The sequence below is a fragment of the Bradyrhizobium acaciae genome (genome assembly GCF_020889785.1).
Taxonomy (GTDB): Bacteria; Pseudomonadota; Alphaproteobacteria; order Rhizobiales; family Xanthobacteraceae; genus Bradyrhizobium; species Bradyrhizobium acaciae.
In genome coordinates this window covers 76276-96651 of the sequence record NZ_JACMYK010000006.1, presented here as the reverse complement: position 1 = coordinate 96651, position 20376 = coordinate 76276, and the positions used below count along the sequence as shown (strand labels likewise).

20 protein-coding genes and 1 tRNA gene are annotated in these 20376 nt (G+C 63.1%); 9 read left to right on the top strand and 12 right to left on the bottom strand.

Annotation, left to right across the window (positions count from 1 at the left end; genetic code table 11):
• Positions 1–31: 31 nt before the first annotated feature.
• Positions 32–898: a sigma-70 family RNA polymerase sigma factor gene (locus H8A92_RS05010; protein ID WP_229194745.1), complete on the bottom strand. Its 867-nt coding sequence runs from the start codon at positions 896–898 to the stop codon at positions 32–34.
• 110 nt (positions 899–1008) lie between these two features.
• Here H8A92_RS05010 and H8A92_RS05005 point away from each other — a divergent pair, with 110 nt between their 5' ends.
• Positions 1009–1464, top strand: coding sequence for a carboxymuconolactone decarboxylase family protein (locus H8A92_RS05005; RefSeq protein WP_229194744.1), 456 nt, complete (start codon positions 1009–1011; stop codon positions 1462–1464).
• Positions 1465–1633: 169 nt separating this feature from the next.
• Here the strand turns inward: H8A92_RS05005 and H8A92_RS05000 are convergent, their stop codons facing one another.
• Positions 1634–2443, bottom strand: a complete 810-nt coding sequence (locus tag H8A92_RS05000; protein ID WP_229194743.1) for an alpha/beta fold hydrolase — start codon at positions 2441–2443, stop codon at positions 1634–1636.
• 146 nt (positions 2444–2589) lie between these two features.
• On the opposite strand from H8A92_RS05000, the gene H8A92_RS04995 reads away from it, so the two are divergent.
• Positions 2590–3132 carry a methylated-DNA--[protein]-cysteine S-methyltransferase gene (locus H8A92_RS04995; RefSeq protein ID WP_163161200.1) on the top strand — a complete coding sequence of 181 codons (543 nt, stop codon included), beginning with the start codon at positions 2590–2592 and terminating at the stop codon, positions 3130–3132.
• A 57-nt stretch (positions 3133–3189) separates the two neighbouring features.
• Here H8A92_RS04995 and H8A92_RS04990 read toward each other — a convergent pair whose 3' ends face one another.
• The 4 genes from H8A92_RS04990 to H8A92_RS04975 all read right to left on the bottom strand — a co-directional run bounded on the left by H8A92_RS04990 (position 3190) and on the right by H8A92_RS04975 (position 6886).
• Positions 3190–4062, bottom strand: a complete 873-nt coding sequence (locus H8A92_RS04990) for an MBL fold metallo-hydrolase (RefSeq protein WP_229194742.1) — start codon at positions 4060–4062, stop codon at positions 3190–3192.
• Between the two features lie 228 nt (positions 4063–4290).
• On the bottom strand, positions 4291–4905 hold the full coding sequence (locus H8A92_RS04985) for a glutathione S-transferase family protein (protein ID WP_229194741.1): 615 nt from the start codon (positions 4903–4905) through the stop codon (positions 4291–4293).
• A gap of 149 nt (positions 4906–5054) precedes the next feature.
• A complete protein-coding gene (locus H8A92_RS04980; RefSeq protein ID WP_229194740.1) occupies positions 5055–5897 on the bottom strand; it encodes a fumarylacetoacetate hydrolase family protein in 843 nt (280 codons plus the stop codon).
• 140 nt (positions 5898–6037) lie between these two features.
• Positions 6038–6886 carry an MBL fold metallo-hydrolase gene (locus H8A92_RS04975; RefSeq protein ID WP_229194739.1) on the bottom strand — a complete coding sequence of 283 codons (849 nt, stop codon included), beginning with the start codon at positions 6884–6886 and terminating at the stop codon, positions 6038–6040.
• A 119-nt stretch (positions 6887–7005) separates the two neighbouring features.
• On the opposite strand from H8A92_RS04975, the gene H8A92_RS04970 reads away from it, so the two are divergent.
• On the top strand, positions 7006–7419 hold the full coding sequence (locus H8A92_RS04970) for a DUF3775 domain-containing protein (RefSeq protein ID WP_229194738.1): 414 nt from the start codon (positions 7006–7008) through the stop codon (positions 7417–7419).
• A gap of 6 nt (positions 7420–7425) precedes the next feature.
• Here H8A92_RS04970 and H8A92_RS04965 read toward each other — a convergent pair whose 3' ends face one another.
• The 3 genes from H8A92_RS04965 to H8A92_RS04955 all read right to left on the bottom strand — a co-directional run bounded on the left by H8A92_RS04965 (position 7426) and on the right by H8A92_RS04955 (position 9941).
• Positions 7426–8415 carry an NADPH:quinone reductase gene (locus tag H8A92_RS04965; RefSeq protein ID WP_229194737.1) on the bottom strand — a complete coding sequence of 330 codons (990 nt, stop codon included), beginning with the start codon at positions 8413–8415 and terminating at the stop codon, positions 7426–7428.
• Positions 8412–9194, bottom strand: coding sequence for an SDR family oxidoreductase (locus tag H8A92_RS04960; RefSeq protein ID WP_163161212.1), 783 nt, complete (start codon positions 9192–9194; stop codon positions 8412–8414). The genes H8A92_RS04965 and H8A92_RS04960 overlap by 4 nt, the downstream gene beginning before the upstream one ends.
• A gap of 231 nt (positions 9195–9425) precedes the next feature.
• A complete protein-coding gene (locus tag H8A92_RS04955) occupies positions 9426–9941 on the bottom strand; it encodes a CvpA family protein (RefSeq protein ID WP_229194736.1) in 516 nt (171 codons plus the stop codon).
• Positions 9942–10048: 107 nt separating this feature from the next.
• Between H8A92_RS04955 and H8A92_RS04950 the strand changes: the two genes are divergently transcribed.
• Positions 10049–10810: an SDR family NAD(P)-dependent oxidoreductase gene (locus H8A92_RS04950; protein ID WP_229194735.1), complete on the top strand. Its 762-nt coding sequence runs from the start codon at positions 10049–10051 to the stop codon at positions 10808–10810.
• 99 nt (positions 10811–10909) lie between these two features.
• Here the strand turns inward: H8A92_RS04950 and H8A92_RS04945 are convergent, their stop codons facing one another.
• Positions 10910–11350 carry a hypothetical protein gene (locus H8A92_RS04945; RefSeq protein ID WP_229194734.1) on the bottom strand — a complete coding sequence of 147 codons (441 nt, stop codon included), beginning with the start codon at positions 11348–11350 and terminating at the stop codon, positions 10910–10912.
• A 218-nt stretch (positions 11351–11568) separates the two neighbouring features.
• On the opposite strand from H8A92_RS04945, the gene H8A92_RS04940 reads away from it, so the two are divergent.
• From H8A92_RS04940 to H8A92_RS04925, 4 genes are all read left to right on the top strand, one after another.
• Positions 11569–12195, top strand: a complete 627-nt coding sequence (locus H8A92_RS04940; protein ID WP_229194733.1) for a hypothetical protein — start codon at positions 11569–11571, stop codon at positions 12193–12195.
• A 403-nt stretch (positions 12196–12598) separates the two neighbouring features.
• Positions 12599–13555 carry an alpha/beta fold hydrolase gene (locus H8A92_RS04935; RefSeq protein WP_229194732.1) on the top strand — a complete coding sequence of 319 codons (957 nt, stop codon included), beginning with the start codon at positions 12599–12601 and terminating at the stop codon, positions 13553–13555.
• 392 nt (positions 13556–13947) lie between these two features.
• Positions 13948–14466 (top strand): hypothetical protein, encoded by a 519-nt coding sequence (locus H8A92_RS04930; RefSeq protein WP_229194731.1) that lies wholly within the window; start codon positions 13948–13950, stop codon positions 14464–14466.
• 49 nt (positions 14467–14515) lie between these two features.
• A complete protein-coding gene (locus tag H8A92_RS04925) occupies positions 14516–16180 on the top strand; it encodes an alpha/beta hydrolase domain-containing protein (RefSeq protein WP_229194730.1) in 1665 nt (554 codons plus the stop codon).
• 503 nt (positions 16181–16683) lie between these two features.
• On the opposite strand, the gene H8A92_RS04920 is transcribed toward H8A92_RS04925, so the two are convergent.
• Entirely contained in the window at positions 16684–18312 is a 1629-nt protein-coding gene (locus tag H8A92_RS04920) for a GMC family oxidoreductase (protein WP_229194729.1), read from the bottom strand.
• Between the two features lie 119 nt (positions 18313–18431).
• A complete protein-coding gene (locus tag H8A92_RS04915) occupies positions 18432–19865 on the bottom strand; it encodes an aldehyde dehydrogenase family protein (protein ID WP_229194728.1) in 1434 nt (477 codons plus the stop codon).
• A gap of 316 nt (positions 19866–20181) precedes the next feature.
• On the opposite strand from H8A92_RS04915, the gene H8A92_RS04910 reads away from it, so the two are divergent.
• Positions 20182–20258 (top strand) — tRNA-Met (locus H8A92_RS04910).
• Positions 20259–20376: the final 118 nt, after the last annotated feature.

Here is a 20376-nt window from a genome sequence, read left to right as displayed (position 1 = left end):
AGCATCGCAATTTGGCTGCCTCCAGCCGCGATCAATTCCGATCGAGGACCTCGACGTCGAAGGTTTCGATCTGCGTGGGCTCCGCGGTTGCGTCGATCGCCGCGATCCTGTCGCCCGCAATCGTGACCCGCAGCACGACACGCAGCGTGCCGCCGAGGATGACGGCGACGCCGATCTCGCCGTCGACCAGCGCCGCTTTCGCCGCCTGCGCCCGTCCCTTGAAGCTTTCGGCGACCGCTGCGGCGCCGCGGATCACCGGCAGCGAGCCGAGCCGCTGCGCGGCCTGATCGGCGCGCACCACGACGTCGGGCGCCAGCACCGCAAGCAGCTCTTCGAAATCGCCGTTGCGGGATGCGGCAAGGAATGCCTCGACGATGCCGCGCTGCCGGCTGAGATCGGGATCCGGTGCGGGCGGCGCGCCCTGCACGCGGCGTCGCGCACGGCTCGCAAGCTGGCGTGCGGCGGCCGGCGTGCGCCCGACGATCGGCGCGATCTCCTCGAACGGCACCGCGAACATGTCGTGCAGCACGAACGCCAGCCGCTCGGCCGGTGCCAGCGTTTCCAGCACCACGAGCAGCGCGGCGCCGACGGAGTCCGCCATCTCGGTCTCGCGCTCGGACGGATTGTCAGCGACCGGCTCCGGCACGTGCGGGCCGATCGGCTCCTCGCGGCGCGATTTGCGCGAGCGGAGCATGTCGAGGCAGATCCGCGCGACCACCGTGGTCAGCCAGCCCCCGAGATTGTCGACCGCAGCGGCATCGGTGCGGCCGAGCCTGAGCCAGGTCTCCTGCACGGCGTCGTCGACCTCGGTGGTCGAGCCCAGCATGCGATAGGCCACCGCCCGCAGGCGTGGCCGGTTGGCCTCGAACTGTTCGGCGAGAGAATTCTTCTCGTCCATCGGTCACATTCCCTTTGTCCGCTCCGTCATGGCTTTGACGAACGAAAGCCGGCCGATGTGACAGCAGATCGGCACGGCGGCGTCAAAAAGCAAATCAGGAGAGTGACATGATGAAAGCCCGCATGAACCATCCGGTGATGGTTGTTCCCGATGCCATGAAGGCGCTGCAGGCGCTCAGCGAGAGTACCAAGAAGGCGCTGCCGGAAAAGCTGCTCGAACTGGTCCATCTGCGTGCCAGCCAGATCAATGGCTGCAGCGTCTGCGTCGATATGCACCCGAAGCTCGCCCGGCGCGCCGGCGAGACCGACGAGCGGCTGTTCGCCGTCGGCGCCTGGCGCGACGCGCCGTATTTCACCGAAGCCGAGCGCGCCGCGCTGGCGCTGACCGAAGCGGTGACCCGGCTCAGCGACCGCGAGGACCCGGTGACGGACGCGGTGTGGGATGACGCCGCGAAGCATTTCGACGAGCAGCAGCTGGCGTCTCTGGTGCTCGGCATCGCGGCGATCAACGTCTGGAACCGGCTGAACGTGGCCGTGCGGCAGCCGGTCGGTGCGTGGAAGGTGTGAGCGGTATTCTCCCTCTCCCCGCTCTTGCGGGGAGAGGGTTGGGGTGAGGGGCTCTCTCCGCGAGTGATGCGTCGATAGACCTGTACCCCTCACCCGGACCGCATTTCGCTTCGCTGCATGCGGTCCGACCTCTCCCCGCAAGCGGGGCGAGGTGAAGAGGGGACACCGCCTATGCCGCCAAAAACTCCAGCACGATCTCGCAGTAGCGCTGCGGGGCCTGCTCGAACATCGGATGCGTGGTGCCCGGGATCATCTCGGTGCGCGAACCCTTCACATTGGCGGCGAGCGCGTGCAGCACCTTCGGCAGCACACCCTTGGTGTTGGCGCCGCCGATGAACAGCGTCGGCGTCTTGATCGCCTCCGCATCGGCCTTCGAGAACGGCGGCCGCTGGTCGCGGGTCTGGCCGATCAGGGTGGTCGCGTTGTCGCGCAAGAGCTGTTTGGAGGTCGCCGGAATCCGCTTCCAGGCGCCGGGGCCTTCGAGCGCGTCCATGAACATCTGCAGGCCGCCGTCGATGTCGCCCTTGGCGATCTCCGCGGCGCATGCCGCGAAGCGCGCTGCCAGCGGCGAGGGGCCCGGCTTGAAATCGGGATCGAGGCTCTCGTCGAGCTCGCCGCCGGGTTCGGCGAGGATCAGCTTGCGCAGCAGGTCCGGCCGTCGTTGCGCGGCGCGAAAGCAGATATGGCCGCCGCGGGAATGCCCCATCAGGTCGACCGGCTTGGTATCGAAGGCCTCGATGAAGGCGATCACATCGTCGACATGCTGCGCGATCGAATAGGTGTCGCCGACGCCGTCCCAATGCGCCGGGAAGAAATGCCGCAGGCTGACCGCAATCACGCGATGCGATCGCGTCAGCGGGCCGAGCACCGCCGACCAGATCCGGAAATCGCACAGCGAGCCGTGCACGCAGACCAGCGGAGGCCCTTGACCAATATCGAGATATGGCATGTCGAAACCATTGACGCGGAGGCTGTGCATTTGGGGGCTCGCGGAGGGCAGGAGATGTTGTTGATTTAACCCAAGTTCCCACGGAATTCGGGTGGATAGCAACATTCTCCAAGCCTAGATTTCAGATCAACAGCAGGCTCACGCGTGAGCTATTGAAGGAACATCGGGAGCGAGCCATGACCGGCCAGCATTTTGCAATCTTCGAGACCATGATCGGCGCCTGCGGCGTCGTCTGGGGCGAGCACGGCGTCACCGGCGTGCAGCTGCCGATGGGCACCGAGGAGAAGACCCGCAAGCGGATTGCCCAGCGTAACGGCGACGTCACCGAGGCGGCTCCGCCCGCCGAGGTGCAGCATGCGATCGACGGCATGATCGAGCTGCTCGCCGGCAAGCCGAACGACCTCGCCGACATCGTGCTCGATCTCGACGGCGTCCCGGCGTTCAATCGCGGCGTCTACGACATCGCGCGCAAAATCCCGCCCGGGAAAACCGTGACCTATGGCGACATCGCCAAGCAGCTCGGCGGCGTCGAGCTGTCGCGCGATGTCGGCCAGGCGCTCGGCCGCAACCCGTGCCCGATCGTGGTGCCCTGCCACCGGGTGCTGGCGGCCGGCAACAAGCCGGGCGGCTTCTCGGCCAATGGTGGCGTCGTGACCAAGCTGAAGATGTTGCAGATCGAAGGCGCGGTGGTGAACCACACGCCGAGCTTGTTTGATTGAGCGGCCGGCGCTCTTATCCTCCCCTGGAAGGCTTCCAGGGGAGGGTGAAGCGTTCGCCTATTTCACCGTCTCGCACACGTACCCGTTCCCCTTCCGCCTGATCTTGCCGACCGTCGGCGAGGGGAAGTGCGCGGGGCAGCACAGCGTGTCGGTGTCGCAATAGCGCTCCAGGAAGCTGCGGCGCGTTTTTGCCGCCAGCGTCGGGTCGACATCGAACTTTGGCGACAGCTCTGGATAGAGCGTCTGGATCGGCGAGTGCATCAAATCGCCGGCAAACACCGCGTCATCCTTGCCGCGGCCGAAGGTGAAGGCGACATGGCCCGGGGTGTGGCCGGGCGTCGGCAGGATGCGCATATGATCGCCGATCGCAAAATCGTTGCCGACCAGTTCGGCCCGCTTGGCTTCCACCACCGGCAGCACGCTGTCGACGAACGGCGGGACCTCGGCCTTGGCGTTGGTCGCGGTCCAGTAGTCGAACTCGCTCTTGTCGAACACGTAGCGCGCGTTCGGGAAGGTCGGCACCCAGCGGCCGTTCTCGAGCCGCGTGTTCCAGCCGACATGGTCGACATGCAGATGCGTGCACATCACATAGTCGATGTCGCCGACCGAAAAACCCGCCGCCGCGAGGCCGCGCAGATAGTTGTCGTCGGTCTTCATGTTCCAGCTCGGCCGCCCCGGCCGCGGCTTGTCATTGCCGATGCAGCTGTCGATCAGAATGGTGTGGTGCGGCGTCTTCACGATGTAGGACTGGAACGCCAGGATCAGCGTGTCGCTGTCGTCGAGCGCACCGGCCGCTTTCATCCAGGCGCGGTTCTCGGCGAGCACTTCGGGCGTCAGTCCGGGCAGCATGTCGTGCGCGGGCAGGAACAGTCCTTCCTCCTCCACGATGCGATGAATGGTGAGATCGCCGGCGGCAAATTTCAGGCTCATGGTGATTCCTTGGATAAGGTCGGTGCGCGGCGCGCACGGCGGGAATGATGATGTTGGCGAGGATATCCATCGCCGCAAGGGCTTCGTTCGGCCGGCCGTACCGGGCTGCCGTCATCATCATCACAAGATCGAGATCGGGAATCGCCGGCGCGAGTGCAAGGCTCGCGCCGGGACGTCAGCTGCGGGCAGACGTGCGCGCATCGTCAATCTCCCCGCGCTTTGCCTTGGCTACGCCGGCGGTGACGCCGAGATCTTCACCGACGGCCGTTCCAGCATTTTCTGGTAGAAGGCGTCGAGCTTGGGATAGGCCTTGCGCCACCCGCAATCGGCGAAGCGGAAATCGGCATAGCCGAGCACGCAAACGAGGCCGATCTGCGCGATGTCGAACGACGAGCCGTTCAGCACGTCCGGCCGGTTCTCGAACCGCGCCATGCCGGCCCAGGCCCTGTTCCAGTGATCGTCATACCAGGCCTGCCACAGCGAGCCCTGCGGCCGCACCATCTTCTCATAGCGGCACAGCAGCATGGAATCGAGCATGCCGTTGAGCAGCGAGTGATCGGTCTTCAGCTGCCAGCGCCGCGGGCCATAGCCCGGGATCAGCCGGCCGCCGCCGATCTCGTTGAGATATTCGACGATGACGTAGGAATCCAGGATCACGTCGCCATGGTCGAGGATCAGCACCGGCAGTTTCTTCAGCGGCGAGATCTTGGAATATTCGTCGTTGGCGGTACCGGGCGCAACGGTCGCCGGAACGAACTCGATCTTGTCGATCAGGCCGAGCTCGATCGCCGCGATGCGCACCTTGCGGGCGAACGGGGAGGCGGGAGAGAAGGTGAGTTTCATGAATGCACCTCTGAGAATGCGCGGGATACGTCTTGGACCTCCGTCATTGCGAGCGAAGCGAAGCAATCCATTGCTTCCGAACACGCGGAAAGATGGATTGCTTCGTCGCTATAGCTCCTCGCAATGACGGTGGTTGCGCTAGCCGAGCCTCACGCCGCGACGATTTCCTGGCGCTGCTCGCCGAGGCCTTCGATGCCGAGCGTCACGACGTCGCCGACGTTGAGGAAGGTCGGCGGCTTCATGCCGAGACCGACGCCGGGCGGGGTGCCGGTCGTGATGATGTCACCAGGCAGCAGCGTCATGAACTGCGAGACGTAGGAGATGCACTTCGCCATCGTGAAGATCATGGTCTTGGTCGAGCCGGTCTGGCGGCGCTGGCCGTTGACGTCGAGCCACATCGACAGGTTCTGCACGTCGGCGATTTCGTCCTTGGTGACGAGCCACGGGCCGACCGGACCGAACGTGTCGTGCGACTTGCCCTTGGTCCACTGTCCGAGGCGCTCGGTCTGGAAGTTGCGCTCGGAGACGTCGTTACAGACGCAATAACCGGCGACGTGGTTCAGCGCGTCGGCTTCCGAGACGTACTTGGCGCGGGTGCCGATGATCGCGGCGATCTCGACTTCCCAGTCGAGCTTGGTCGAGCCGCGCGGCTTCTCGACCGCATCGTTCGGGCCGGACAGCGAGGTATTCGCCTTCATGAAGATGATCGGTTCAGTCGGGATCGCGGCGCCGGTTTCCTTGGCGTGGTCGGAATAGTTGAGGCCGATCGCGACGAATTTCGAGATGCCGGTGACCGGGGCGCCGAAGCGCGGCTTGCCGGAGACGGCGGGCAGGGAGGCGGGATCGAGGGCAGCAAGCTTCTTCAGCTGTTCCGGCGAATAGGCGTCGCCCGTCAGGTCCTTCAGATGCGCCGAGAGGTCGCGGAGCTGGCCGGATTTATCGATCAGCCCGGGCTTTTCCGCACCCTTTTCGCCATAACGAACAAGCTTCATGTTGATCACTCCCTACGGTGTCTTGAGGATTGTTACTGGTATACCTCGACACGCTTCATGGAACAGCGCGGGCGGAAATTCAACCGCCATGAGGGCGCTGCATTGCTGCCAAGCCTTATTTCAAGGCCGGTTCGGGCCGATCATCCCAGCGCGATGAACCTGAAGGCGTCGCCGTCGCGCTTGATGTGGCCGGCATCGAAATGGCCGCCGATCACCAGCGTCGGCGTATCGGCAAAGCGCGAGAACAGCTCGCGCCGCGTCGCGGCCGATTGCTTCTGGTCGGAATCCGCAGTCGACGACCAGTCGAGATGATACATCTGGCAGGGATGATGCGCGACGTCGCCGGTCAGCAGCCCTTCCTCGCCAGCGGACTTGATGTGGATGCTCATATGGCCGGGGCTGTGACCCGGCGTCGGGATCAGCGTGATCTCCTCGGTCAGGCGGTGATCGCTCGGCACCAGCTCGGCCTTGCCGGCATCCGCGATCGGCTTCACCGAGTCGGCGAACACGGCGGCATGCGCGCTATCGTCGCTGTGGTCGCGCCAGTGCTCGTATTCAGTCCTGCCAAATACGTAACGCGCGTTGGCGAAGGTCGGCACCCATTTGCCGCCGGCGAGTTTCGTGTTCCAACCGACATGATCGACATGCAGATGCGTGCACAGCACGGTGTCGATGCTGTCAGGGGCAAATCCGGCCGCGGTCAGTTTTTCCAGGAACGGATCGCTGCGGTTGTTCCAGGTCGGCACGTTGCGGCCCTGCTTGTCGTTGCCGAGCCCGGTGTCGACGATGATGCGATGCTCCGGCGTTTCCACCAGCAGCGAATGGATCGACATTTTCAGCCGGCCATCCTCATTGGCGAAATGCGGGGTCAGCCAGGGCAGGCTCTGGATATCTTCCCGGCCGGCCAGCGGCAGGATGAAGCGCGTGCTGCCGACGGTCTCGAGCTCGACGACTTTTGTGATCTTGACCTTGCCGATCGTCCATTGCATGCGGCGTGCCCTCTGCTTTTTTGTTCTCTCGCTGGACCATGCGGGTTTCCGCGCGCCGACGCAATGGATCAAGTCGGCGCCTTCTGCGTTACCGCCTCGTTGGACGAAGGAGTGCGCGAATGCCGGAACTCACAATTTCCCCTGAAAAGGTTGGCTTCTTGATCGAGAAAGCGCGGGAATTCGACGTCAAGGAGGAGATCGTCGATCCGGACTCCGGCTCAAACGGCACGGATGACGAGATGATCGACGTGCTGGAGGATGATGGCAGCGATCCGGTCGCACGCGAGATCACCGGCTTCATTAACGCGCTGAGCGAGGACGAGCAGGTCGACCTCGTCGCGTTGATGCGGCTCGGCCGCGGCGACGCCACGATCGAGGAATGGGCCGATCTGCGCCGCGAAGCCGCGCGCGGCCGCAATGGCCGCACCGCGAGCTATCTGCTGGGCGAGCCGATGCTCGGCGATTTCCTTGCCGAAGGGCTCGACGAGTTCGGCCTTGCGCCAAGCGATGAGCGCATCACGCCGATCCAGTAAATGTCGCTATCGCGCGCAGTCGACGATCACGGTGCCGATCTTGTCGCCCTTCTCGACCGCGAGATGGGCGTCGGCGGTCTCGGCCAGGGCGAATTGCCCGGCGATGTTGTGCACGCGCGTGCCTGATTGCAGCCACTTCGTGATGTCGGCCTGCGCGGCCACGAGCAGCGGCGGCGGCAGTGCGAACAGCACCAGCGAGCGCAGCGTGATGCACTTCTCCATCAATTCGCGCACCGGCAGCACAGGCGTCCGGTTGCCGTTGGTGGCATAGACCGCGATCGTCGAGTTCGTCGCCATGAGCTTCAGCGTGGTCGCAAGGTTGCCGCCGAAATCGACGTCGATCACACGGTCGACGCCGCGGTTCTCGGTGAAGGCCATCACCTTGGCGACGACGTCCTCGGTCCGGTAGTTGACGACGGTGTCGGCGCCGGCAAGCCGCGCCTCGACGTCCTTGACCTCCGAGCTCACCGTCGCGATCGCGCGCGCGCCGCCCCATTTGGCAAGTTGCACGGCGTAATGGCCGACCGCGCCGGCGCCGCCGGTGACCAGCACCGTTTGCCCCGCGATCGGGCCGTCGGCAAACAGCGCGCACCACGCCGTCATGCAGGGAATGCCGAGGGTCGCCCCAGCCGCGAACGAGACGTCCTGCGGCAGCGGCGTCACCAGATAATCGGCAAGCGTGATGTATTCGGCCGCGGTGCCGAAGGCGCGGCCGTTGCGCTGGCCGTTGAACAGCCAGACGCGGTCGCCGACCGCAAAGCGGGTGACGCCTTCACCGACCTGGTCGATGATTCCCGCGCCGTCGCTGTTTGGGATCACGCGTGGAAATTCCATCGCGCGATAGTTGCCGCTGCGGCGGCCGACATCGGCCGGATTGACGCCGGAGGCCTCGAGGCGTACCCGGACTTCGCCGGGCGCAGCCTCGGGCGTCGGCATCTCGCCGACGGTGAGCACCGTCGGCGCCGCGCCGGTTCGTTCGTACCAAACAGCTCTCATAACGTGCCCGGGAAGGCACCGCCATCGAGCAGGATGTTCTGCCCGGTGATGAAGCCGGCCTTGTCGCCGCACAGGAACGCGCAGGCATAGCCGAACTCGTCGGGACGGCCGAAGCGGCCGGCGGGATTGAGCTTCGCGCGCTCGGTCAAGACCTGGTCGGCCGAGATGCCGCGCTTTTCAGCCTCAGGCTTGGCGGTGCCGCGAAGGCGGTCGGTGTCGAACGGGCCCGGCAGCAGGCCGTTGATGGTGACGTTGTTGATCACGGTCTTGCGCGACAGGCCGGCGACGAAGCCGGTGAGGCCGGCGCGGGCGCCGTTGGACAGGCCGAGAATTTCGATCGGCGCCTTCACCGCTGCCGAGGTGATGTTGACGATGCGGCCGAACTTGCGCGCCATCATGCCGTCGACGGTCGCCTTGATCAGCTCGATCGGCGTCAGCATGTTGGCGTCGATCGCCTTGATCCAGTCGTCGCGAGTCCAGTTGCGGAAATCGCCGGGCGGCGGGCCGCCGGCATTGTTGATCAGGATGTCCGGATCGGGGCAGGCTTTGAGCACGGCTTCGCGCCCTGCCGGGGTCGTGATGTCGCCGACGATCTCGGTGACGGTGATGCCGGGATGGCCTTTACGGATCTCGTCGGCGGTCTGCTTCAGCGCCTCGGCGCCGCGCGCCGTCAGCGTGACATGCACCCCCTCATTGGCGAGCGCGATCGCGCAGGCGCGGCCCAGTCCCTTGCTCGATGCGCAGACGATGGCGCGGCGGCCTTTGATTCCAAGATCCACGAGTTCGCTCCCTGTGATGTCGGGTTGGTTTGTAAAGGTTCGATGGCGGCAGTCTAGCCAAGCTCGGGGGCGCCGGTAAGGGACGTGCAATGCATAAGTGCATGCCGGGTCGGAACAGGCGGGTGAGCGAGATCGGAGAGGCCTCTTTCGTTCCGATTGAACCCGAACGGTGCTCTGATTTTTGACGCGTTTTCTTCACGCGAACCGGTATCCACTTCGCTCGAAAACGCTTTATATTCGCTGCTCGCGCCGCAATCGCTCGATCGCCATGGTGGCTTCGGGCGGCAACGACCGGAATCCGGCTTGTCCAGCCGCGGAGAACAACGGCCGCAATTGCGATCCGTTGAGGAATTGCGGCTGCCGGGCCAGCGGCACCAGCTGATCGAACACCAGCACCAGTGTGGTCACGACGAGGCCGACCCTGATGGCGCCGAGCAGCGCGCCGCCGAGGCGGTCGCCGATCCCGATCTCCGAGCCGATGGTGTCGTCGAGCATTGTCCGTGCCATTTTTCCGAGGATGACGCCGATCAGCAGGAAGAGGGCGAACAGCAGCACCCCGTTGGGCGGAAACGGCGAGGACGGCAGCGTCGCGATGTGGGGCCCGATCATCGCCAGCACCGCGACCGCGAGCGGCATGGCAACGAGATAGGCAAGGATGGTGACCGCGCTGCGCAACAGGCCGGTCGTGAAACCGGTCACGACCGCGAACAGCAACCCGATGGTCACGGCAAGGTCGAAGAGGTTCATGGAAGCAGGTCCTGCCCAATCTCCTGCGGTGCCCTGGTTGATCAAACCTGCTTACATCAGGGACAATTGTAGCTATCAATCGTCCGCTTCAATCCAGGAACCTGTCGATGTCCGACCTATTCGATGTCAGTAAAGAAATCATCCTCATCACCGGCGCCTCGCAAGGGCTCGGGCGGCAATTCGCCCGTGTGCTGGCGGCGCATGGCGCTGCGGTGGTGCTGGCAGCGCGCCAGACCGCGAAGCTGAAAAGCCTCGCGGACGAGATCAAGGCCAAGGGCGGCCGCGCCGCCGCGGTGCAGATGGACGTCGCGGATATTTCCGGCATTGCGAAAGCGCTCGACGCCGCAGAAGCCGCGCTCGGTCCGGTCTCGGTCCTGATCAACAATGCCGGCATCGCGATCGAGAAGTTGTCGACCGAGCAGACCGAGGCGGACTGGGATGCGGTCATCAACGCCAATCTGAAGGGCGCCTACTTCCTCGCCACCGAATTGGCGCGGCGGATGATCCTGCGCAAGCAGCCGGGCAACATCGTCAACGTCGCCTCGGTGCTCGGGCAGGGCGTGCTGAAAGCGGTTTCGCCTTATGCGATCTCCAAGGCCGGCATGATCCAAGGCACCAAGGCGATGGCGCTGGAGCTCGCGGGCAACAACATCCGCGTCAACGCGCTGGCACCGGGCTACATCGACACCGAGATGAACCACGATTTCTGGTCGACGCCGGCGGGCGAGCGCCTTGCAAAGCGGATTCCGCAGCGCCGCGTCGGCGCCGAATCCGATCTCGATGGCGCGATCATGCTGCTTGCCTCCAACGCCTCGCGCTACATGACCGGCACCGTGGTGACGGTGGATGGCGGGTTCCTGTTGAACTAGGGTGCGTACTCATAAGCTGGGATGCCCGCTTACAGAAGCCGAGCAGACACTTGGCTTGACGTCAGGGATGTCGGCTTGTGACCCTAAGCGGAAGTTTGCCTACGGAGCAGTTGAAGCCGCAATAGGCTCTTCTAACTCGACCGCCTTCGCAATCAACTCTGTCTGTGTCCAGTTGCGCGTGAGCCAAATCGTCAAAGCCATACCGGACAGATGCCAAACTAGCATTCCATGATGGTCGCCCAAATGGCTTACATTGTGCGACCGGGCAATGATCCACGCTAACCGGGTGCTTGAGTTTGGGTGTGCGCCTTGGAGAAAAGGCGTGTATGGCGACAGCGGATCGATTTGAACGGGCTGCGTTATCTTTAATTTCTTGAACAGACGGTCCAACTGTTCGGCGGTAGCGTTATGGACGGCTGGGGTTGGGCGACCTTCAATCTGTCGAAGGCCGTACCAGTAGATTACCCATGGAGCGGTGGCGCAGGCGCACAGCCCGGTTAGCGTTAGAGCGACCATGATGAAGATCAGCCTTCGCGCCATTTCACATACTCAAGAGGTCGAAGCGTTGTCGGGTGATTTGTAACATCACAAAAATGGTAGTTGAAGGGCAGCTATTGGCCCCAAGCGGACAGTCTCGCGGTCAGCCGCCGTTGTCGCCTTTTGACCCGAAGCGGACGGTTATTCATTCATCAATTATTAGGAGTTCTCCGCGCACGTCTTCCATGCACAACGATCTAGCCATGTTGGATGTCCGGCCGATGCCGTACGCGGTCCTTGTTTCGGTGTTAGGAGCCATCGTCTCGGCTGCGATTGCATTGTTTGGCTTCCGCTCATGGGCAGCGCTAACAGTTGCTCCCATTATCGGCGGCCCATTGGGGCTTCTCTTTGCGATCTTCTCACTGCGTCGCCATGATCTGCCACTTCGCTCCACGCTCGAAGCCTATCGAAGCGCCGCCGGAGTAAGCGAGGCGCTAGAACGGTATTTAAAATCGGCGCTCAGCGTTGGTCTGATCGTAGCGTGCATCGAGTTGCCTAGTATCATGCTTGGTCAGGACACCGCACTGACGATCTGCGTAGCGGGATGCACGATTGTACTTGGTGGCACGATCTATCGCAGTTGGCGTTTGACGAATTCGCCCGTCAGGCTCGATGTCTTTCAGGTTGCGGGCGGGATCGGATGCCTCGTCATCTTTGGCTGGATGGGATACGTTTTCACCACGGAGATACGACCATGGACGTTTGATCGAACCATTCCATTGATCGATCTCGCCAAGATTATATTTGTCCTGAACGGCGTCGCCGCACTTTTATCGGCGGTACTTGCCTGCTTTGCGCTTGCAATTGCTTCCAGCCTCAGTGCAGCAACGGATGATCTCGAACGGTAGCCTCACGCTGTGTCCGTTACTGGCCCTAAGCTGACGGTCTGGATGACCACCCGGAAGGTCGGTTCTTCGAGGGTAACCGGAAGTCCCTTGGCTTGGCGCTATGGACGGCTTGTGACCCCGAAGCCGACATGGAGGTCCGCTGCCATCCTCTCCGGGTAGTAAGCGGCTGGGAAAGCTCGACGGATGGATTTGCAGCCTTCCACGGGCACGCGCGCCGACTCGCATCCGCCTAAAGTGGCGACCTGACCAGGCGAGCAGCCAGCCGACGCCGATCACAGGATTGTCATCGCCGCAGCCGAATAGGCCGGTTCTTCATTCGATCTTTCCTGCGCGTCCCCCGCCATCTGGCCGCTGCGCTCAAGCCGGCCAGCAAATGATCATCCAGCGACGGAATGAGGCTCGAATGAAGTTTATGGAAACCTTCTCCCGGTTAGTCGGCGCGGGCTTCCTTCTTGCACTTTGGACGTGTTTGTCGGCGGCGCAGAGCGGAAAGGATGTTCGCGACAGCATGGCCGTGACCTACCACTTCGTTCAGATTGATGGAGTAAACGTCTTTTACCGGGAGGCAGGTCCGAAGGATGCGCCAGCAATCCTTTTGCTCCATGGTTTTCCGTCCTCCTCCCGTATGTTCGATCCGCTTTTTCCGCTACTGGCCGACAAATACCATCTCATCGCTCCCGACTATCCCGGTTTCGGGCATTCAGAAGCGCCGCCGCCGGAGAAGTTTCAGTACACGTTTGAACATCTCGCAAATATCGTTGACAGACTTACGGAAACGCTGCGTCTCACCAAGTACACCATGTATATGTCGGACTACGGCGGCCCGATTGGCTACCGTTTGGCCCTTGCCCATCCCGATCGAGTGGCCGCACTGATCGTGCAGAACGCTGTCGCCCATGACGAAGGGCTTGAGGAAAAGATCTGGGCACCGCGCCGAGCGTTCTGGGCCGATAGAGCCTCTCATGAAGATCGAGTTCGCGCAGGGCTTATGTCCGCTGAAATCGCGAAGATGAGACACCTCGGGAACTCACCGCACCCTGACCGGTACAATCCTGATCTGTGGACGGACGAAGCCGCCTTTCTTGCCCGTCCTGGCATGGCGCAAATTCAAATCGAGCTCTTCTATGATTATCGGAGCAATGTCGGACAATATCCTGCGTATCAAGAATACCTGCGAGAAAAGAAGCCGCCCACTCTTGTGCTATGGGGGAGATACGACCCAAACTTTTCGGTTCGAGAAACGGATGCGATTGGGCGCGATGTGCCCAATGCTCAAATAAACATACTGCAAGCCGGACACTTCGCACTGGATGAGGCCTCTGCAGAAATTGCGAGTCTGATAAGAAAGTTCATGGGTTAACTCAGCGAGTTTTGCGGCAGATCGGCGCCATTGCTGGTGGGGCCCACCCTAACTCACCAGATACATTTCCGCTCCTCGCCGGTAGCCGACCTCCGCGTTGGGCACCGCAATGACCGGCGTAGCGGGCAGATGTCTTGTACGGCAAAGCGTAGCGGGCAGATGTCTTGTACGGCAAAGCGCTGTCAAAAAAGATTGATGAGCCGAATCCCGTGCAGCCAAGCCCCGTTCTAGACGATCGGTCTGATCCATGGCACCTCGGAAAAGCGTGGTGAAATCAGCTTTGGTTGGGCCTCGGTCGCTACCGAGCGCCGACCGGTTGATGAGAGAATCTTCAACAAACAATGTCCGCCGATACCTTCACGGTTCTGTGGATCCAGCATGAGAGGTCACGCATGTTTCGCAATATCGCGCTTGGAATGACGATCACTCTCGCGATGGCTCTAACAGAGCCGGTCGCCGGGGCACAGCAAAAGCACCATGTCAGCTACGATACGCCGGCAACCCGGACGGTATACACCCAACAACACGTCATCGACGTTGGCGACATTCCGGGACATCAAGCCCGGCTCTTCGAAATTCGGCGGACCTATGGAGACGATGCTCCCCTCATCAACGGGTCGAGGTTGAAGGAGCAGTGGACGCGCGGCATGTCGGACTACATCGATAACAATGGTCCGGCCCTCATCTACAACGTCTGGATACTGGAGAATGGCGACAAATTTTTTGTCAGGACATCTCTGGTCGCCCAAAGCAGTGGAGACGGGAAGCTGACGAACCTGACATCGTGCGTCATTACTGGAGGCACAGGTAGCCTCGCCAGGATTCGTGGCATCATCAGCAGCCATGGGCCGTCCGAGCCGAACGCCGGCGTCAATGCCAATCAGACCGACATCGACTATTGGATGGAGTGAGAAGGTCTTCGCGACAGGCGATGGACCGGCGGGAAATTGCCGATCCATGATGTCCGCTTCTGATACGGAGCATCGTGATCAAAAAATGACCGGAACCATCCGCTATCGACCATGGAGAATTCCCATGCCGCACCGTCGAAACGGGCCGACTGGGATGTTCTTGTTTTGCCTGTTCACCCTCATGTCGACGGCACGGCCGGCGAGCGCGGAAGTCACCCGGATCGAGTTCACGTCGAAGCAGCCTTACGGCACATTTCGTGCCGGCGATTATGTGATCTGGCAGGGCAGGATCCACGGCGACCTGTCGCCGCAAGAGGCCATTCCGGGGATCGACAAGGCGTCGCGCAACGAACACGGTCGCGTCGACTACGCCGCAAAGATCATTCTCATGATGCCGGCGGCTCCCCGCGAGGGAAACGGCGCATTGCTGGTGGACGTACCCAACCGCGGGCAGGTCTGGGCCGAGGCAATCTACAACTCGCCACGCGATGTGCGGTTTCTCCCGGGTACGCTGGAGCAAGGCACCGGGTTTCTGCAGGACCACGGTTTCGCGGTTGCGGAGGTTTTTTGGGAGCTTGGACAGGGCGCGGAGCTGCCGTCTTTCGCCGACGCAGACGGCAAGACACGCTTCGTCGAGGGAGTGGGCTTTGCGATCGTCCGCGACGCCGCCGATTTCCTCGCGCATGCAGCCTCCGACAAAGGTGGAACGCCCAACCCGCTCGAGGGAACGATCAACCGCGTGCTCGCGAGCGGCAGGTCCCAGGATGGACGATTCCTGAAGACCTTTCTCCTGAACGGCTTCAACATGATGGGCAACCGGCGCGTCTTCGACGGCATGCATGTGTTCGTCTCGGCCGCCGGCCTTCTTCCGATCCTGCAGACGGGCCTTGGACCAATGTCGAGCGCCGAGGGGGCTCCCACATTCGACAATCCGGATTTTCCCGGTGTGAATGACGGACCTCTCACGATCGGCGAGATCACGGCCAAGGTCGAGGCGCGCGGCGAGATGCCTCCGAGGATGATACTCGTGAACTCCACCACGGACTACTATTCGCTGCGCGCTTCGCTTGGCCGCACGGGCGCGTCCGGAACCGCAGATCAGCCACTGCCCGCCAATGTGCGGATGTACGATATCGCGGGAGGCCCGCATGTACCCGCCCCCAAGGCACCGGCCTGCACACTGACGCCGGGTCGCCTCGATTGGTCGCCGCTGTCGCGGGCCCTGCTGCTGCACCTTGACGCCTGGGTAAGCCGCGGCACCGAGCCGCCCGCCAGCGAACTGATGTCGCTTGAAGCCGCGGGCGGCGAGCCACCTGCGCTGCGCGCTCCGACTCGGCTTTCCGCCGCAGTGATACAAGTGCCGAAGCGCGATCAGGACGGCAATGCGCTTGGCGGCGTGCGGCTGCCGGATGTCGCGGTGCCGACCGGCACCAATGGCGCCCAGAACCAGCCGCAGACATTCACCTGCATGCTGATCGGGTCCTTCTCGCCATTCGCAGCGACGAAAGCGGAACGAGAGCGTACCGGTGACGCCCGCCCGTCGATCGAAGAGCGCTATCATGGCCGCGACGATTACGTGAACCGGGTCCGGATCGCCGCCCAGGATCTGCTGGCGCGTGGATTTCTGCTGCCGGACGACGCGGCAGTGATCGTTCAGGAAGCCGCGTCGACCAACCTGTTCGCGCCCGCACCAACGAATGCCGAGCCACGTTGAGTGAGCCAAGCCGGAGCCTATGCCTGCCATCGAGCTAGTGGATGGAGTAAGAGGGGCTCCGTCACTTGCTGAACGCCGCATCCGAGCAAAGAGGCATTTGGAGCGGAGCTGATCGACAGCTGCGCTGGCTATTTTTCGCGGAAACTCGACAGCTTCTTCCTGAACGCGCAGCATCCTTCGCTCGAGAGGCTCTGAGGTTTTGCCGACGATGCTGCGTCCGCCATGAAGCGCTTCCGGTATGCGCATGCGTCAAGGGCCCGGGCTACGGGCGTAGGGGCGTCTGCACGATTTCTGGATAATCGAAGTATGCCGCTGATTTGCCCGACGAGTCAAGTCGGCGTGTCGGCCGGCAGCCGCCGGCTACTGTGCATGGGGTTGTTTTCGATATTTTGGTGGTGCGCTCCGCGGCGGCAGGCTATCGCGTTGGGCTATCAGCAGTTTGGCAGGGTGGGCAAAGGCGCTCTTGCGCCATGCCCACCGCCACGAGCCGTGCAAGGAGGGGGCTACCCACCCTGCGCATTTGATGACCCCGCCCGCATCTCGGCCTTGATCATGTCGGCGGCCTTCTCGCCGATCATGATGGTCGGCGCATTGGTATTGCCGCCGATCAGGGTCGGCATGATCGAGGCATCGACCACGCGCAAGGCTTCGAGCCCATGCACGCGCAGCGTCGGATCGACCACCGCGAGCGGATCGCCGGTGCCCATCCGGCAGGTGCCGACCGGGTGATAGACGGTGTCGGAGCGCGCCCGCAGGATGCTGCGGATATCGTCGTCCGTGCGGACATCCGCTGTGAACATGTCCTTCTGCTGCAGCGCGCGCAGCGCCGGCGTGTCGAGCAGCCGCTTCGTCATCTTGAAGCCCGCGACCATGGTCTCGACGTCGCTGTCCTCGCCGAAGAAATTCGGATCGATCGCGGGGGCTGCCAGCGGATCGGCGCTGTTCAGCCAGACGCTGCCGCGGCTTGCCGGGCGCAGCAGGCAGACATGGCAGGAGAAGCCGGTGCCCCAGCGCGGCTTGCGGCCGTGGTCTTCCACCATGGCCATGCAGAAATGCAGCTGGATATCGGGGACGTCGAGCTCAGGCCGCGTCTTCAGGAAGCCGCCGCATTCGGCGACGTTCGAGGTCATCGGGCCGCGCCGTTCGCGCCGGTATTGGCCGATCCCCTTGACGATCCGCCCGATGCCGCTCCACGACAGTCCCGAGAAATAAGGTGCGTCGGAGGCGAAGCCGAACACGAAATCGGGATGATCCTGCAGGTTCTGTCCGACACCAGGCAGATGATGCCGGCTTGCGATGCCGTGCTTGCCGAGCGCCGCAGCGTCGCCGACGCCCGACAGCATCATCAATTGCGGCGACTGGAATGCACCGGCCGAGAGGATGACCTCGCGCCGCGCGCGCAGCACCTTCTTCTCCTTGCCCTGCATGTACTCGATGCCGACGGCGCGCTTGCCCTCGAAGATGATGCGGGTCGCCTGCGCCTGCGTCTCGATGCGCAAATTGGGCCGGCGGCCCATGTGGGGATGGATATAGCCGCGCGCTGCGCTCCAGCGCTCTCCGTTCTTCTGGGTCACCTGGTAGATGCCGAGGCCTTCCTGTTCGGCGCCGTTGAAATCGTCGCGGATCCGGAACTGGGCCTCGCGCGCCCCCTGCAGGAACGTCTCCTTGACCGGATTGTCGGACTGCAGGCCCGTGACGTTGAGCGGGCCGCCCTTGCCGTGATATTCGCCGTCGAGCTCGGTGTTGTTCTCCGAACGCTTGAAGTAAGGCAGGACGTCGGCGTAGCTCCAGCCGGTATTGCCGAGCGCAGCCCAATGGTCGTAATCAGCGCGATGACCGCGGATATAGACCATGGCATTGATGGCGCTCGAGCCGCCGAGGCCCTTGCCGCGCGGCTGATAGCCGATGCGGCCGTTCAAGCCCTTCTGCGGCACCGTGTCGAACGCCCAGTTGTTGAGCTTGCTCGAGAGCATGAGAATGATGGCGCCGGGCGTGGTCACCACCCAATTGTCGTTCTTGCCGCCGGCATCGAGCACCGCCACCGAGGTCGCCGGATCCTCCGACAACCGTCCCGCCACCGCGCAGCCGCCGGAGCCTGCTCCCACCACCACGAAATCGAATGTGTCAGTCACGTTTCCCCCTTGTTTTCGTTGTTGTCCGTCATTGCGAGCGGAGCGAAGCAATCCACCTTTCCGCAGCGGAAGCATGGATTGCTTCGTCGCTTCGCTCCTCGCAATGACGGTATGAATGGCTACGACAGTAGCCGCATCAGCTTCTCCAGCCGCGCGACCTTCGCGCCGTAGGGCGGATAGAGATCGGCGAGCCGGTTGAAGCGCGAGCGGTAGAAAATCGGCTTCAGCTTGGTCAGTGTCTTGAACCCCCATTCGCCGTGATAGGCGCCGCTGCCCGACGCGCCGACGCCACCCATCGGCTGGTAGGCCTGCGCGAAATGGAACAGGCAGTCGTTGACGGTGACACCGCCGGACACCGTGCGCGCCAGCACCTCGTCGCGGGCCGCATTGTCGGTGCCGAACCAGTACAGCGCCAGCGGGCGGTCGCGCTTGTTGATGAAGGCGATCGCCTCCGAGGCGTCGCGCGTGCCGATCACCGGCAGCAGCGGCCCGAAGATCTCCTCCTGCATCACGGTCATCTCGGGCGTCGCATCGACGATCACGGTCGGCGGGAATTTGCGCACGCCCTTCCACTCTGCATCGTTCGGCGCTGCCGGCTGCATAATGGTCGCACCCTTCGCTGCGGCATCGGCGACCAGGCTCTCGAGCCGTGTGTAGTGCCGGTCCGAGACGATCGAGGTGTAGTCCGGATTCCTGGGATCGGTGCCGAACATCTGCTGCATGTGGCCCTGCAGCCGCATCGCAAGCGACTGCACCGAGCCCTGCGGCACCAGCACGTAATCGGGCGCGATGCAGGTCTGGCCGGCATTGAGCAGCTTGCCATAGGCGATGCGCTGCGCGGCCTCGTCGATGTCGGCGGAGCCGTCGACGATGACGGGAGATTTGCCGCCGAGTTCGAGCGTGACCGGCGTCAAATTGCGGCCACAGGCTTCGGCGACCAGCCGGCCGACGCGGGTCGAGCCGGTGAAGATCAGATGATCGAACGGCAGGGCGGCGAAGGCTCTTGCGATGTCGTCGTCGATATCGGTGACCGCAAGCTCGGTGGTGTCGAACTTCTTCTCGATCACCTCGGCCAGCAGTTCGGAGAACCGCGGCACCAGCTCGCTCGGCTTGATGATGGCGCGGTTGCCGGCCGCGATCGCGGCGACGGCGGGCGCCAGCGTCAACTGCAACGGATAATTCCATGGCGAGATGATCCCGACCACGCCGAGCGGCTGCGGCATCAGCCGGTTCCTGGCCGGTGCGAACTGCACGGTGGTCGGTATCCTCTCGGGTGCCATCCAGCCCTTGAGGTGCTTGGCGGCGTGCTTGATCTCGCCGAGCACCAGCATGGTCTCGGCGATCGCGGTCTCGACGGTTGAGCGGTGGCCGAAATCGGCCGAGATCGCCGCCTCGAATCGCGGCTCGTTCTCGGTCAGTGCGGCGCGCAGGCGGCGCAGCCGGTCGAGCCGTGCCTGCAATGTCGGCGCCGGCTCGCTGCGCGAGAGCCCGAACTGGCGCTGGAAGGCCTCCTCAAGCGCATATAGCCCCGGGCTCTTCAATGGCCGGTCCATGGCGTTTCCCCTTGGATGACATTTCCTTGACGGACTTTGTTGGGCGCCAAGCTCTGCTTTTGCGCACGATCTGGCAAGACCCGGTTCCCGGCGGTAAATTTGCCGAGGAAACCGGTGATTCCGACGTCACAAAATCCTCAAAAACCCACATCCGGGGCTTTCCAAACCGACCTCACATTGATACATACGCCCCGCACCCGACGGCTTCGGCCCGGGTCGCCTTCTCAGGAAGCCCTCCGGACGGATCGATCGGCGCCGTTATCAGCGTTGGCCGGCCGGTTCGGGCACTCCTTCTGCAAGGCACGCAACGGTTTAACGCGGGGTGGAGCAGCCCGGTAGCTCGTCAGGCTCATAACCTGAAGGTCATAGGTTCAAATCCTATCCCCGCAACCAAGTTTGTAAAAAGCCTCAGCAACCTCAATGGTTTGCTGGGGCTTTATTTTGCCGTCCAATCGAGCGTAACAGTCTCGGTGACTTAGCTCGTAGGTTCAAATCACGACGAGCCATCGCG